Genomic DNA, 13,785 nt, shown 5'->3' on the forward strand with positions numbered 1-13,785 from the left:
ATTAGGAATACACGAGTAAAAAACTGCCAAAACCCAGGCAGTTTTTTTGCAAATTATACCGGTTTGCTTTTTTGAAAAATGAATGCAGGGGATGAATCAAAGCGGAACAGGCAAGAGCAAACAGCAGGAATCCCGGCCGCCTCCGCAAGAAACCGGAGCCGTCTGGATGGATCATGAGGCATCAACCACTTTTTTAAACTGCAGGCACACCCGCGTCCCTTTTCCTTCTTCGCTTTCAATTTTAATCCCCCCGCCATGCTGGGTCATAATTGAATGGGCGATCGAAAGGCCCAGTCCGGTCCCGCCGGTTCCCCGTGTTCGCGCTTTGTCGACCCGGTAAAACCGTTCAAAGAGATGCGGCAAGTCTTCTTTTGGAATGCCGGTGCCGTGATCTATTACGGTGACCGTCACAAAATCATTATCGCTTCCCACTTCAATCTGTACGGGAAAGCGGCTGTATTTCAGTGCATTGTCCAAAAGGATGACCAGCACCTGGACAAACTTTTCTTCATTGGTCCATGCATACAGCCCGGGTGTTTCAGCTTTCACAGAAATGCTGCGGTTGGATGATTGGCTGAGCCGCTTTGCAGTTTGCCTGCAAAGATTGGCGGCATCAACCGGTTGCAACTCATACGAAACATCTTCACTACGGGCAAGCGCAAGCAGCTGCTCGGCGATCGAATTGAGTCTCCGGCTTTCATCCGAAATGGCGGCAATCCCTTCAGCCAGGATTTCGGGATCATCTTTTCCCCAGCGCCGTAACATGGCAGCATAGCTTTCAATAACCGTAAGCGGTGTTTTCAGTTCATGGGAGGCGTCATAGATAAATTGCTCCTGCTTTTTAAACATGGCCTCAAGCCGGTCAATCATGGCATTAAAGGTAAGCGCCATTTGGTACAGTTCATCGTGATGATTCAGGGCAAGCGGGATCTTTTCAAAGCGGCCGTTTTCTTCAATATCCGCCATCGTCTTCATCATCGTTGAGACCGGTTTTAAGAACAGACCGGAAGTTTTTACACCTACAAATGCGGCCAGCACAATTAAAACAGCAGAGGAGGCCAGTAAGATCGTAAGCAGCAGTCGGCTGTCTTCAAATATGTCTTCGGGGACCACGGAGAGTTCCAACATTCCAAGGTATTTTCCGTTTTCCATGATCGGATAGGAGGCCACAATAGCAGTGAAATCCTCACCTTTAACAGTACGGGTTTGGTCATCTTTCGGAAACACCGGTTTGATGGACAACAGGTCCTCTTCATCCGCTTTTACATAAATCTTTTGGTGCTGTGCATTAAATAAACGGATCATCCCTTCATCCGGTACATGCGTTTGCAATATCGGTTCCGGATCGGAAAAAAGCGCATCCCCGCTGCCCACACTTTCAGCTAATTGTTCAGCACTGTTCTCCAGGCTTGTTTCCAACCGGTCTTTTGAAAAATAAAGAAACGCCAAAAATACAATGGTATTGCCGGCAAAGAGCACAATAAAAGACCAGAGAATAAGCAATGCCGAAAGTTTTTTCTTAATCGACATTAACCCGTCTCCTTCATTGTATAACCAACGCCCCTCACTGTGTGGATCAGCGCTGTTTCGTGCCCGTGGTCAATTTTTTTGCGCAAATAGCCAATATAAACATCTACAACATTCGTATCTCCCGCATATTCAAATCCCCATACTTCATTTAACAACTGTTCTCGGTTTAATACAATGCGTTTATTCTTTAACAAATAGCATAAAAGATCAAATTCCCGTTTTGTCAATTCAATCGGTTTGCCGCCTCTTGTCACCTGCCTTGTTGCCGTGTTGACAAGCAAATCGGCAAGGGCATATTCGTGTTTCTTGCTGTTTTCGGATTTGCCGGTATGGAGTGCACCCGTTCTCAGCGCGGCACGGATCCGCGCGAGCAATTCCTCAATATTGAAAGGCTTTGTAATATAGTCATTTGCACCATGGTCTAGCCCGTTCACCTTATCGAGGACAGAATTGCGGGCTGTCAGCAAAATGACCGGTGTCCGGCTGTTTCTCATACGGTAGCGCCGCAAAACCTCGAGACCGCTCAAGCAGGGGATCATCACATCCAGCAGTACCAAATCCCAATCTTCGCTTTCTAGCAGGTTGAGTGCTTGTGATCCGTTCTCTACCCAAACGGTATCATAGTGCTCATGCTGCAATTCGAGCTCCAGCACCAGTGCAATTTTCACATCGTCTTCCACAATCATGATTTTTGACAATTCTGGACCAGCTCCTTCTGAAAGTGCATTCCCATCATTATTTTAACAATTTTCTGTTTTGAAAGGAATGCAGTCAGTACTTTTGTTTGAAAAATCAAAGTGCGTTGAAACGGTTTTTAAACTCTTCCGGCCCATCGCCTCAAAGTCAAAAAATGAATGAACTGAATGATTTGATATAACAGAGAGGGTTGTTGGAAGTCGCGGAAGTCGTCGCGTATTCCACTTCCACCGGGATATCCAGATCGTTTTGGAAATTTTCTTTCCGACCATGCCGGATTGGTGGGTGGAGCTGCTGGCAATGTTGGCCCTTTCGAAGTTGTTCAGCTCCGTTCCTTGAAAAAAGCTTCCACTGCCTAAATTGCCATACCACTTTGGGTAGTGTGCGTTTAATCGCTTCCGGTGTTCTTCATTCGGCCTATGGATAAAACCTGGTGGAGCACAATATAGTGGTCGAAAAATTTTGTGGAAACAAACGTTCTTATCATGTATAATATGATTAATAATTCAATTTTAGCAAAGGATGGGGTAAAATAATGGGAGAAGTACTTATTCTGGAGAAAAAGGTAAACTATTTACCCGGAACTGATTACGACGGGCTTTGGAAGAAAATTATAAGTGAACTGTTTGAGGAATTTATTTTATTCTTTGCACCTGATTTGTATGAGACCATTGATTTTGGAAAAGGAATTGTTTTTCTCGAACAGGAACTGCACAAAGTCATCATCAAGCATAAAAAAGGGAAAAGAATTGCAGACAAAATTGTAAAGGTTTCCTTGAAAAACGGCGAAGAAAAATATGTATTCATTCACATTGAAATTCAAGAAAAACAAGATCCGGACTTTTCCAAACGAATGTTTACTTATTTTTATCGCTTGTTTGATCGCTTCCAAGAAAACATTTATTCCATTGCGATTTTGACCGATTTGTCTAAATCAAATAACTCAGAGCCGTTCCAATACTCCTTTTACGGCACTGAACTTACGTATCGCTTTAACACTTATAAGTTTAATGAAGCGGACATTCCTTCTTTGAAAAAGTCTACGAACCCTTTTGCCATTGCAGTATTGGCGGGTATTTACCTTCATCTAACGGAAAAGAACTATCAGAAACGATATGAAGTTAAGAAAAAATTGTTAAAAGAATTCATCTTATCCAACCAAAATCTTAGTTCTAATTATGCGGAAGCGCTTTGTTACTTTATTGACTATCTTCTGTATCTTCCTGGTGAGTTAACAAAACAATTAACGAAAGAGTTATTTATTCACATTGAAAAGGAGGCAAACCATATGCTGTATTCTGAAGAGCTTAAAGAAGCTCCTACATTTGCAGAGTATCTGAAAACTGTGAAAGAAGAAGGAATTGAAATAGGGATAGAAAAAGGGATTGAAAAAGGGATTGAAAAGGGGAAGGAAGAAGGAATTGAAATAGGGATTGAAAAAGGGAAAATGGAAGAAAAAAGGAATTTGGCAGCCGAGTTATTAAGGGAAGGATTTTCAGTTGAAAAAGTTGCAAAAATGGTAAAACTCAGTATAGATGAAGTGAAAAAAATTAAAAAATGTGTGAATAACTAAATGAATTGAGACAAGGGATGGGCTGCCTTTCTATATAATCAAAGAAATGATGATTTTAGAGGAGCACTCATTAATTGCCACTGAAAATTTCTTAAGATTGCAAAGCACTTAACAATATTAGCACCCAAAGAGTTCTCTTTGAAAGATTTCACACTAAATAAAGAAATAGCCACATGCAAAATTGACTTTAGCGTGTGGCTTTTAAAAAATGAGCTTCTTGGGTGCTACCTAGTTGTTTTAAAAAAATTTAATAGATAAAAAAGGAACTGACGTTTGCAGTAAAAATCACTTAACATAGCATTTTTTTATCCATTTTTATATTCAATGGTAATTTTTGTAGCGCCAGTATTCTACATCCCGGCTATTCGTTTGATTTTCTAATTAGCCCAAATTCTTCAGGAAAAATTATTCTTCAATTCGAGTTAACTTCACTTCAACTTTAAATCGATCCGGATTTTTTTCCAAAACTGCGATGAACCGTTTTAAGTCTTGAAAGATAATAAATCCTTCTGTTTCATTTTCATAATTCATCGTAAAGGACTCCGGTTTTTCATTATTTTCTTCATTTTCTGTTGCGTCACGTTCAGCTATCTTTTCTGTTTCTTCAACGGCAACTTGGTTATTTGAAGATAATAAGTTATTAATCAACATTTTCATTTCCTTAAACTCACTCATCAGTTGGTCAACACGTTCATCCCCTGCATTTCCAGCTGGTTCTTGTCCGGATTCCACAGCAGCCGGCGTAAAATCTTTTATATTCTCCTGTGCTTTATCTTTCTTATATTCATCTATCCACCCGTTTTTGAGGGCTAATTTTTTCAGATTGTGTTTATAATTATGAACGGAAGAATCTCGTTTCCCCCAAATTTTTGCAATTGATTGGGCGTTCCATTTTTCTGTATATTCGGATATAAGCAGCCATTGATCTTTTTTTGGAAGCTTTTTTAAATCATTAAATGGAATCACTTGGTTTGGATCAGCGTCCGGTTTTGAGTGCGGAATTGTCCGTTTCTTCTTCATTTCAAGTCCTAAATCAGTCAACAATTGATAGTACACCTCTTCTTCAATACCTAATGCTTCTATTATTTCATTCTCTGAATAGGTCTCCCTCCATTTCGTTAAAATTTCCGTTTGTCGTTCTTTCGGATGCGATTTTAAATCTTCGTAGGTCATTAAACTTGTAAACATATTGTACACCTTTACCTTTCCTGATTTTTTATATAACTTTTTTTCTTTCCCTCTTAATAAGTCACTGGCAAAATAAATTTTTCCTATCCCGTGTTTGACTCCCTTTCCCTTTTTTGCATATGCTCCATAAGAACTAATCTTCTTTTCTTTGATTTCTGCATAATATGTTTGCTTTATGTCATTATGCGTATTTAGCACCGGTCTACCTCCTTTGCATAAATTTGAAAATCGCTTTTCATTCCATATTCTTTCTATAAAATAATTACAGTGTTGGGTTGATGTTGGAGAATTTTCAGTTATTTTTAAGGGACTTTGTTCTATTATTGCTGTCTTGATCTTCAGGGACGATTTCTCCTCCTGCCAGTTGTTTAAGGTACATAAAATTCTTTTTTGAGTTTCAATTTTATACATGATATTCCAATTTACCTACTTATTCCTTTAAGCTGTCTACTAATTAACGGACTATCTATATTATACTAGATCCTATGTATATTATCTACATTGAATGAAAATTTCATCACTAATTTGATAAGCTTTTTTGTCAAAGAAAACATCATCTTTTTATATAAGTTGGACTAAACATTACTTTTTCATGTGTCGCCAAAAGCAATGTCCCTGATCATAATTGATTTTGACGCGAAAAGAGCGCGTACCGGTGGTCGGGTGTCGAATGTATCTTCTAAACCAACAATTTATCAAGATTTTTGTTTACCTTTGTGTAAAATTTGCGCAAAAATTATTGAAAGCCATTACAAATGTCCCTTTTTCTCTTATAGACGTTTTTGGTAAAATTAAGTTATTGATTGAAGAATACTAAATATAGGAGTGACGGCAATGCTTTTGTTTTTTGGTAAGTTTATCTTGCTTTATTTGTTTCTTTCAATTGCATTTGCCTTATTCAAAGTGCTGTATTACAATATCGGCAAAAAATTCGTTTCTAAGACGGCTGATGGAACAATATTGCATTGGGCTTTAAGTGTTTTTGTTAAAAACGGTACGAAAATGGATAGTAATGATTACTTTGTTATGGCTGTTTTGGCGGCTTTATTTGCGATTTACTTGTAAAAAACTCCCAGAATCCACGATATACCAGCAGTTTTTTTATTTTGTTGGATATTCATTATTCTTACAAAATTCTTTAATCTTATTATGGTTTTTTGAAAACTTTTTCCACGCTTTTTGATCCCTTTTTAAACACTGTTGGGCAACACCAGCCAATCCCGCTGTCGCCGGTTCATAATTCTATATCCGCTTTCCTTTACAGTACTTGGCAACTTGCACTGTTTCGTCTCCGTAAAACCCATCAGCGCTGTATTTTGGGAGAGAGCCCGCAGCAATCAAACATTTCTGCAGGGTGTTACCTGGAAACCGGACAACGCTTTTTTTAGAATGGACCTTGTGCATTTATTTGGAGCACGCGATTTTAAAAAGTCGGCTTCCTTTGCTATCCTTTAAGTTATAAACAGGAAAGAAAGGAATAGCGAAATGAAAAAGCATTTAATTTCCGCCATCTCTATTGTTTCTGCCGTGTCAGCCTTGTTGTTTCTGGCCGGCCTGTGGATGGTGTTTGAAGACCAGCAGACGAAAGCAACAGGCGTAAAGACGGAAACTGCCAGAACCGGCAATAACACGTCAAAAGCGGGTGGTACGAAACAAATCACGATTACAGCAATCGGCGACTCACTCACAAGGGGAACGGGAGATACAGCAGGAAAGGGATATGCGGGTTATGTTGCGGATCGTTTAAAGAAAAAAACGAAGAAGGCTGTTCTACTCCAAAACAATGGCATCAAAGGGCTTACATCAAGCGGGCTGCTTGAACAGCTCAAACAACCGCAGATCAAACGCGAACTCAAGAGCGCGGATATCATTTTGCTGACCATCGGCGGCAATGATTTGTTTGCGGGCGGAGAGGCGCTTGACCATTTGAATACCGCCTATATCGAAAAGCTGGAAAAGCCTTATTTGGCCAATTTAAAACAGATCTATGCAGGAATTCGGGCGGTGAACAAAACGGCAATCGTCTATCATGTCGGGCTGTATAATCCTTTTATCGATTTGTCCGAGGCGAAAACGACCTCTGCGATCGTCAGAAAATGGAACTTTGATTCTGCTTCTGTCGCGTCTGACTTTCCAAAAGTCATCTATGTGCCGACGTTTGACCTTTTTGAACAAAATGTAAACGACTATTTATACAGTGACAAATTCCATCCGAATACGGCCGGTTATCAACTGATCGGAGAGCGTGTTGCTTCCCTGATCCATTATCGGGAGGAGAAAGCGAAATGACGACGATTCCCGCACTTAAGGTTATCGATGTCCATAAAAAAATTGGCAGGAAAGAAATCATCAAAGGCATCAGTTTTGAAGTGATGCCGGGAGAGGTATTCGGATTTCTCGGGCCGAACGGGGCAGGGAAGACAACAACGATTCGGATGCTGACAGGTCTGATCCGCCCGACTTCGGGAAAAATTTTGATCGGCGGAAAAAACGTACGGACCGAGTTTACGGAAGCCATGAAAAATCTCGGTTGCATTGTCGAAAATCCGGAGATGTACCCGTTTTTGACCGGCTATGAAAATCTTGCCTATTTTGCACGGATGGATCCGTCCATTCCGAGAAACAGGCTGGATGAAGTGGCGGCGCTCGTTGGCTTAACTGGCCGGATCCATGATAAAGTAAAAACATACTCTCTCGGCATGCGGCAAAGGCTTGGCATTGCCCAGGCGCTCCTTGGAAACCCGAAGCTTTTGATTCTTGATGAACCGACAAACGGGCTTGACCCGGCAGGCATCCGGGAAATGCGCGAATTTATCCGGTCGCTTGCCGAAAAAGCGCATTTAAGCGTCCTCGTTTCTTCGCATTTGTTAAGCGAAGTGCAGCTGATGTGCGACAAAGTGGCCATTATCCATAACGGCCAGGTGATTCGGACCGGGAATGTACACGAGCTGCTTTCCGAAAAAGCGCGTACCTTTTGGAAAGTTGCGCCAATAGAGAAAGCACGCACCTTGCTTCAGGCGGAGACACAGGTGGCAGAAGGGGAAGACGGCCTCCTTGTGACCCCTTATGATGAAGAAAAAAATGCTTTATGGAACGAGATGCTCGTTCAAAACGGGGTCAGGGTGAAAGAAATGAAGGCCGTGCTGCCGGCGCTTGAAGATTTGTTTTTGGAACTGACAGGGGGCAGGAAAAAATGATCCAACTTATATACAATGAACAGTTGAAGCTTTGGAAGAAAAAGCGGATTCTTGTCATTATGCTGATTATCGCCTGCCTTGTTCCCATTTTTACCTACGCGCAGTACAAAGAATCGAAAGCGCTGCAGGAAAAAATCGGGACAACCGACTGGCGGGTTAAGCTCCAGAAACAAATTGTCGATACGCAAAACCGGCTCGGATCGGCAAGCCTTTCTGATGATTTTAAAAAATATTTGCGTATCACATTGAGCCAGGAACAATATTATCTCAACCACAACATCAATCCGAACGCGCCGGGCGCCCCGACGTTTATGCGGGTATTTATTGAAAATGCGATCGGCATGCTTTTGCCACTGTTCGTCATGGTGGCGGCAAGCGATATCGTGTCTGCTGAGGCGGGCAGCGGGACAATCAAATTATTGCTGACGCGCCCTGTGAAAAGATGGCGCATCCTGCTTAGTAAGTACATTGCCATGCTGCTGTCCGTTTCGTTTATTTTGCTGTGCACTGCCGTATTCACCTATGGTATTTCCGGACTGGTATTCGGCTACCACGGCTGGAACATGCCCATACTTACCGGTTTTACGATAAAAGGGGACGAGCTCCTTACATCACATGTGCATGCTGTTTCGCAATGGAAATATTTGCTCATGGCGTTTGGCCTTGCCTGGTTTGTCGGCGTCGTTTCAGGCAGCCTCACATTTATGCTTTCTGTCTTGTTGCGCAGCACGGCCGCCGTAATGGGGATTATGCTGTCCTCATTGATTGCCGGCGCCATTTTGACCAATATGGTATCGGCATGGCCAAGCGCAAAATATTTGTTTATGGTGAATTTGCAGCTGACAAATTATCTCAATGGTACAAGCCCGCCTGTTGCAGGCATGACGCTCGGATTTTCGGTTGCTGTGCTGCTTGTGTGGCTTTTTCTCTCGCTCGTGGTTTCTTTTGTTGTGTTTACAAAACGGGATGTTTATTAAGAAAAACGGAATTCCGCCAATTTCCGGTAAAATTTTTTCGCTGCATTAATACAATGATAAAGCAGGATTTTTTACGGGGCAGCACGAATTTCGTATGATAAGCAAAGGGGGAGATGCTGTGTTTCAACGGTTTGTCGTTGGGATGGGGATTGCTGTGTTTATGTTTATTGCAGGTGTCACTTATTTTTACTTTAACAAAGGAGAAGCGATTGCAACGGAGGCAGCACCTTCGAAAAAACCGGCTGCAGAGGAAGAGACGGCTGCAAAAGCGGTTATACAGGAAAGCTTCTACCAGAAGACGCCTGAGCGCAAACTTTCGGCATACAAAAGCATGAGCGAAGAAGCATTGGTGCAGGAAGTACATAATATGACGCATCAAAAAGTGGCGGCAAATGAAAAATGGGGAGCTTCCGAAATCACAAAAGAAAAGGTGGACGCCCTGTATTCGGCAATTAGCAATCAAACTTTTGCGGATACAGAACTGCAGGATATGCTGCTCGGTATATTAAAACCGTGGAAAAAAGGCGATTTCAGCAATGCGGTGAAGGCCCATAATGAGATTTGGGCCTACCAGAAAGGCAACATCGGAAAAGCGGAGCGGCGGCTGACGCCTTCTGAAGAAGCGGCATATATTAAGGAAAATTTCAAATGACATCAGGAAGTGGAAACGGTGAAAATTTTAGGTATATCCGGCTCGCTTACCGGTGAGAAGACCTCCATTGGTGTATATGAGGTGCTTATGGCAATTAAAGCGGAAGATCCGGAAGCGGAAACTGAACTGCTCGATTTAAAAGATTATGAAGTGGAGTTTGCAAGAGGGTTTCCACTTTCTTATTACAATGATGATACGATTGCGGCCGTTAATAAAATGCTTGAAGCGGATATCCTTGTTTTTGGCTCGCCAATTTACCAGGCGTCCATTACAGGCGCTTTGAAAAATTTGCTCGACCATTTGCACCGCGATGCTTTTCAGTCCAAAGTATGCGGCATTGTGATGAACGGCGGCTCGGACAAACATTTTCTTGTTGCTGAATACCAGCTGAAACCGGTGTTAACCTTTTTAAAGGCCACCTGTGCGGTCCGCAATGTTTTTATCCACAATGATGATTTTAATGAGGACAATGAAATCATCAATGCCGATATCCAGGCACGCATCCGAAAGCTTGCGCATGAACTGTTGCAATTGAGAAAAGCTTTCTCCGGAGGCAATCCTGGAAATTTGGGATGATGTACTTTTGCCTAGTGCCGTGGCCGTTGCGCATGGGCGATAGTGGATCATCAGCGAAGCTTAGGTAGACGTGCTCTAGGCGAAGGAAGGCGACCATTTTGCCGTTTATCTTGCCGTATGACGCGTTACCAGCAAAAGGATAAAAAACCCCGGGGCAATTTTTCAGGGGAGAGGAGCTCTAAGTTTTTCCGCTTTCTTAACATTGTATCGTTCTTTTAGGCGGAATAAAAAAGTGCCGGCGGACAGCCGGCGCTTTTTCTTTACTGCAATTCCCTTTTTAAAATCTGTTCCGCATGTGCAACTTGTTCTTTTGTCGGCGGTTCGACACCTTTGAGGGGATAGTCGATGCCGAGCGCCTCGTATTTGTAGACGCCTAACTTATGGTACGGAAGGATTTCGATTTTTTCGACGTTTGGCAGCGAATGGATAAAATCAGATGTTTTTTGCAAATCTTCTTCAGAATCGACGCCGGGAACGAGCACATGGCGGATCCAGACCGGAATATGCTTGTCAGCGAGATACCGGGCGAAATCGAGAATATGCTCATTTGACATGCCGGTCAGCCATTTATGCTTTTCCGGGTCAATATGCTTGATGTCCAATAATACAAGATTTGTATATTTCATCAATTCATCCAGTTTTTCCATAAACCGGGAACTGCGCGAGAAACATCCGCCCGCTGTGTCAATGGCAGTATGGACGCCAATTTCTTTGCACGCTTTAAACAATTCGATCAGAAAATCGAGGTGCAAAAGCGGTTCACCGCCGCTCACTGTAATGCCACCGCCGGAAGCTTCAATAAAAGGCAGGTAATCGCGCACATCGCTCATAATCTCTTCGACGCTCATTTCATTGCCTTCATTGATTTTCCATGTATCTGGGTTGTGGCAGAATTTGCAGCGCAGCGGGCAGCCTTGCGTAAATACGACATAGCGGATGCCGGGCCCGTCGACTGTGCCAAACGATTCAGTGGAATGAATGCGCGTTGTCATGTTCATCTCAATCAAATCCTTCTATATAGATTCCCCATAAGTTAAGTGTTTAATAGGGGGGAGGGGGCACGCAGGTGCATGCCGCCCGAATCAGTTTACATCATTTCATGGAACGTGCGGTTAATGACTTCAAGTTGTTGTTCCCTTGTCAATTTAATGAAGTTTACCGCATATCCCGATACACGGATCGTCAATTGCGGATATTTTTCCGGATGATCCATCGCATCCAGCAATGTTTCGCGATGCAGGACGTTGACGTTTAAGTGGTGCGCTTTTTTCGCCATATAGCCGTCCAGCATGCCGTCCAGGTTGGAGACCTGTGTTTCTTCTTCGTGTCCGAGCGCTTCCGGGACAATCGAGAAAGTGTTGGAAATGCCGTCAAGCGAATATTTATAAGGCAGTTTCGCAACAGATGTCAACGATGCGACTGCGCCGTGCGAATCGCGGCCGTGCATCGGGTTTGCGCCAGGGGCGAACGGTTCGCCTGCTTTCCGGCCGTCCGGTGTGCTTCCTGTTTTCTTGCCGTATACAACGTTCGATGTAATTGTCAGGATCGAAGAAGTATGGACAGCGTTCCGGTAAGTCGGATATTTTTGCAGTTTTTGCATAAACGACTTGACGAGATTGACGGCAATTTGGTCGACGCGGTCATCGTTGTTGCCGTATTTCGGATAATCGCCTTCGACTTCATAGTCAACGGCAAGGCCATCTTCGTCACGGATGACTTTTACTTTCGCATATTTGATGGCGCTTAGAGAGTCGGCCGCAACAGACAAGCCGGCAACGCCGCAAGCCATCGTGCGCAGTACATTGCGGTCATGCAATGCCATTTCAAGCCGTTCGTAGCTGTATTTGTCATGCATATAATGGATGATGTTTAAAGCATTGATATAAACGCCTGCAAGCCAGTCAAGCATCCGGTCGTATTTTTCCATTACTTCATCGTAATTGAGATATTCCGATGTGATCGGTTGGAACGGAGGTGCGACTTGCATTTTATACCGTTCATCAACGCCGCCGTTAATCGCATACAGCAAAGCTTTTGCCAGGTTGGCACGGGCGCCGAAGAATTGCATTTGTTTGCCGATCCGCATCGCCGATACACAGCAGGCAATGCCATAATCATCGCCGTATTCTTCACGCATTAAGTCATCGTTTTCATATTGGATGGCGCTTGTCTTGATCGACATTTTCGCGCAATATTGTTTCCATTTATCCGGCAGTTTCGTCGACCAGAGCACGGTCAGGTTCGGTTCCGGCGCAGGGCCGAGATTATCAAGCGTGTTCAGGAAGCGGAACGAGTTTTTCGTAACGAGTGTACGGCCGTCCAAAGCCATGCCGCCGATCGATTCTGTTACCCATGTCGGGTCGCCGCTGAACAGTTCATTGTAATCTTCCGTCCTTGCAAATTTGACGAGGCGGAGTTTCATGACAAAGTGGTCGACGAGTTCTTGTGCTTCCCGTTCAGTCAGGACACCGTTTTTCAAATCTCTTTCAATATAAATGTCAAGGAAAGTGGATGTGCGCCCAAGACTCATGGCCGCGCCATTTTGTTCTTTAATGGCAGCCAGATACGCGAAATACAGCCATTGGAAAGCTTCGTGTGCGTTTGAAGCCGGTTCGGAAATATCGAATCCGTAGCTTTGTGCCATTTGTTTCAATTCTTGCAATGCACGAATTTGTTCCGAATGTTCTTCACGTTCACGGATGACTTCTTCTGTCATCAAGCCGCAGCCGATTAAATCGAGATCTTTTTTCTTTTGCTCAATTAAATAATCTACACCGTAAAGGGCAACGCGCCGGTAGTCGCCGATAATGCGGCCGCGGCCGTAAGCATCCGGAAGGCCTGTTACAATGCCGGCATGCCGTGCAGCTTTGATTTCCGGTGTGTAGGCATCGAATACACCTTGGTTATGGGTTTTCCGCCATTCTGTAAAAATATGTTTGATTTCCGGATCAATTTCATAGCCGTAAGATTTTAAGGCACTTTCTGCCATCCGGATTCCGCCAAACGGCATCATCGAACGTTTGAACGGTTTATCGGTTTGGAAACCGACAATTTTTTCAAGTTCTTTGTTTAAATAGCCCGGGCCATGCGATGTAATGGTAGATACAATTTTCGTATCCATATCCAGGACGCCGCCTTTTTCGCGTTCCTGTTTCGACAGTTCCATGACCTGATCCCATAATTTTAAAGTGGCTTCAGTCGGGCCGGCAAGAAAGCTTTCATCGCCTTCGTAAGGGGTTACATTTTTCAGAATAAAGTCCCTTACATCGATTTCTTTTTGCCAGTTTCCTCCTTTGAAGCCTTCCCATTGTTTTTTGGAGAGCGTTGCTTTTGTCAGTAATTGTTCAGTCATTTTAAATGGCCTCCTTTAAGCCTATTAATGAGCTGCCTTCAGAA

12 protein-coding genes are annotated in these 13,785 nt (G+C 43.3%); 7 read left to right on the forward strand and 5 right to left on the reverse strand.

The window, feature by feature from the left end; translation table 11 throughout:
• Positions 1 to 171: 171 nt before the first annotated feature.
• Together ABR335_RS04635 and ABR335_RS04640 are read right to left on the reverse strand one after the other, a co-directional pair.
• Positions 172 to 1,530, reverse strand: coding sequence for a sensor histidine kinase (locus ABR335_RS04635; protein ID WP_061086854.1), 1,359 nt, complete (start codon positions 1,528 to 1,530; stop codon positions 172 to 174).
• The gene (locus ABR335_RS04640) at positions 1,530 to 2,216 is read right to left on the reverse strand and encodes a response regulator transcription factor (protein ID WP_251460541.1); all 687 of its coding nucleotides are present in this window, start codon (positions 2,214 to 2,216) and stop codon (positions 1,530 to 1,532) included. The genes ABR335_RS04635 and ABR335_RS04640 overlap by 1 nt, the downstream gene beginning before the upstream one ends.
• Before the next feature lie 545 nt (positions 2,217 to 2,761).
• Here ABR335_RS04640 and ABR335_RS04645 point away from each other — a divergent pair.
• Positions 2,762 to 3,799 (forward strand): hypothetical protein, encoded by a 1,038-nt coding sequence (locus ABR335_RS04645; RefSeq protein ID WP_014097410.1) that lies wholly within the window; start codon positions 2,762 to 2,764, stop codon positions 3,797 to 3,799.
• Between the two features lie 405 nt (positions 3,800 to 4,204).
• Here ABR335_RS04645 and ABR335_RS04650 read toward each other — a convergent pair whose 3' ends face one another.
• Positions 4,205 to 5,398, reverse strand: a complete 1,194-nt coding sequence (locus tag ABR335_RS04650) for a hypothetical protein (RefSeq protein WP_350346621.1) — start codon at positions 5,396 to 5,398, stop codon at positions 4,205 to 4,207.
• A 423-nt stretch (positions 5,399 to 5,821) separates the two neighbouring features.
• Between ABR335_RS04650 and ABR335_RS04655 the strand changes: the two genes are divergently transcribed.
• The 6 genes from ABR335_RS04655 to ABR335_RS04680 all read left to right on the forward strand — a co-directional run bounded on the left by ABR335_RS04655 (position 5,822) and on the right by ABR335_RS04680 (position 10,389).
• Positions 5,822 to 6,052 carry a hypothetical protein gene (locus tag ABR335_RS04655; protein WP_014097412.1) on the forward strand — a complete coding sequence of 77 codons (231 nt, stop codon included), beginning with the start codon at positions 5,822 to 5,824 and terminating at the stop codon, positions 6,050 to 6,052.
• A 420-nt stretch (positions 6,053 to 6,472) separates the two neighbouring features.
• Positions 6,473 to 7,276 (forward strand): SGNH/GDSL hydrolase family protein, encoded by an 804-nt coding sequence (locus ABR335_RS04660; RefSeq protein WP_110134136.1) that lies wholly within the window; start codon positions 6,473 to 6,475, stop codon positions 7,274 to 7,276.
• Complete coding sequence (locus ABR335_RS04665) at positions 7,273 to 8,184, forward strand: ABC transporter ATP-binding protein (protein WP_014097414.1); 912 nt, start codon at positions 7,273 to 7,275, stop codon at positions 8,182 to 8,184. Before ABR335_RS04660 ends, ABR335_RS04665 begins: the two co-directional genes overlap by 4 nt.
• Positions 8,181 to 9,161 (forward strand): ABC transporter permease subunit, encoded by a 981-nt coding sequence (locus ABR335_RS04670; RefSeq protein ID WP_017551796.1) that lies wholly within the window; start codon positions 8,181 to 8,183, stop codon positions 9,159 to 9,161. Before ABR335_RS04665 ends, ABR335_RS04670 begins: the two co-directional genes overlap by 4 nt.
• A gap of 118 nt (positions 9,162 to 9,279) precedes the next feature.
• Positions 9,280 to 9,813 (forward strand): DUF6241 domain-containing protein, encoded by a 534-nt coding sequence (locus tag ABR335_RS04675; RefSeq protein ID WP_110134135.1) that lies wholly within the window; start codon positions 9,280 to 9,282, stop codon positions 9,811 to 9,813.
• Between the two features lie 18 nt (positions 9,814 to 9,831).
• The gene (locus ABR335_RS04680; RefSeq protein WP_017551798.1) at positions 9,832 to 10,389 is read left to right on the forward strand and encodes an NADPH-dependent FMN reductase; all 558 of its coding nucleotides are present in this window, start codon (positions 9,832 to 9,834) and stop codon (positions 10,387 to 10,389) included.
• Between the two features lie 260 nt (positions 10,390 to 10,649).
• On the opposite strand, the gene pflA is transcribed toward ABR335_RS04680, so the two are convergent.
• Together pflA and pflB are read right to left on the reverse strand one after the other, a co-directional pair.
• Positions 10,650 to 11,387, reverse strand: coding sequence for a pyruvate formate-lyase-activating protein (gene pflA, locus ABR335_RS04685; RefSeq protein WP_017551799.1), 738 nt, complete (start codon positions 11,385 to 11,387; stop codon positions 10,650 to 10,652).
• An 89-nt stretch (positions 11,388 to 11,476) separates the two neighbouring features.
• Positions 11,477 to 13,741, reverse strand: a complete 2,265-nt coding sequence (gene pflB / locus ABR335_RS04690) for a formate C-acetyltransferase (RefSeq protein ID WP_081092962.1) — start codon at positions 13,739 to 13,741, stop codon at positions 11,477 to 11,479.
• Positions 13,742 to 13,785 lie beyond the last annotated feature (44 nt).

The organism is Heyndrickxia faecalis (assembly GCF_040267745.1).
Lineage (GTDB): Bacteria > Bacillota > Bacilli > Bacillales > Bacillaceae_C > Weizmannia > Weizmannia faecalis.

Bases quoted from the DNA above. Each gene is read 5' to 3' on its own strand.
- ABR335_RS04670 (WP_017551796.1), top strand. From the start codon at position 8,181: ATGATCCAACTTATATACAATGAACAGTTGAAGCTTTGGAAGAAAAAG.
- ABR335_RS04650 (WP_350346621.1), bottom strand. From the start codon at position 5,398: ATGTATAAAATTGAAACTCAAAAAAGAATTTTATGTACCTTAAACAAC.
- ABR335_RS04635 (WP_061086854.1), bottom strand. From the start codon at position 1,530: ATGTCGATTAAGAAAAAACTTTCGGCATTGCTTATTCTCTGGTCTTTT.
- ABR335_RS04645 (WP_014097410.1), top strand. From the start codon at position 2,762: ATGGGAGAAGTACTTATTCTGGAGAAAAAGGTAAACTATTTACCCGGA.
- pflA (WP_017551799.1), bottom strand. From the start codon at position 11,387: ATGAACATGACAACGCGCATTCATTCCACTGAATCGTTTGGCACAGTC.
- ABR335_RS04640 (WP_251460541.1), bottom strand. From the start codon at position 2,216: ATGATTGTGGAAGACGATGTGAAAATTGCACTGGTGCTGGAGCTCGAA.
- ABR335_RS04665 (WP_014097414.1), top strand. From the start codon at position 7,273: ATGACGACGATTCCCGCACTTAAGGTTATCGATGTCCATAAAAAAATT.
- ABR335_RS04660 (WP_110134136.1), top strand. From the start codon at position 6,473: ATGAAAAAGCATTTAATTTCCGCCATCTCTATTGTTTCTGCCGTGTCA.
- ABR335_RS04655 (WP_014097412.1), top strand. From the start codon at position 5,822: ATGCTTTTGTTTTTTGGTAAGTTTATCTTGCTTTATTTGTTTCTTTCA.
- pflB (WP_081092962.1), bottom strand. From the start codon at position 13,741: ATGACTGAACAATTACTGACAAAAGCAACGCTCTCCAAAAAACAATGG.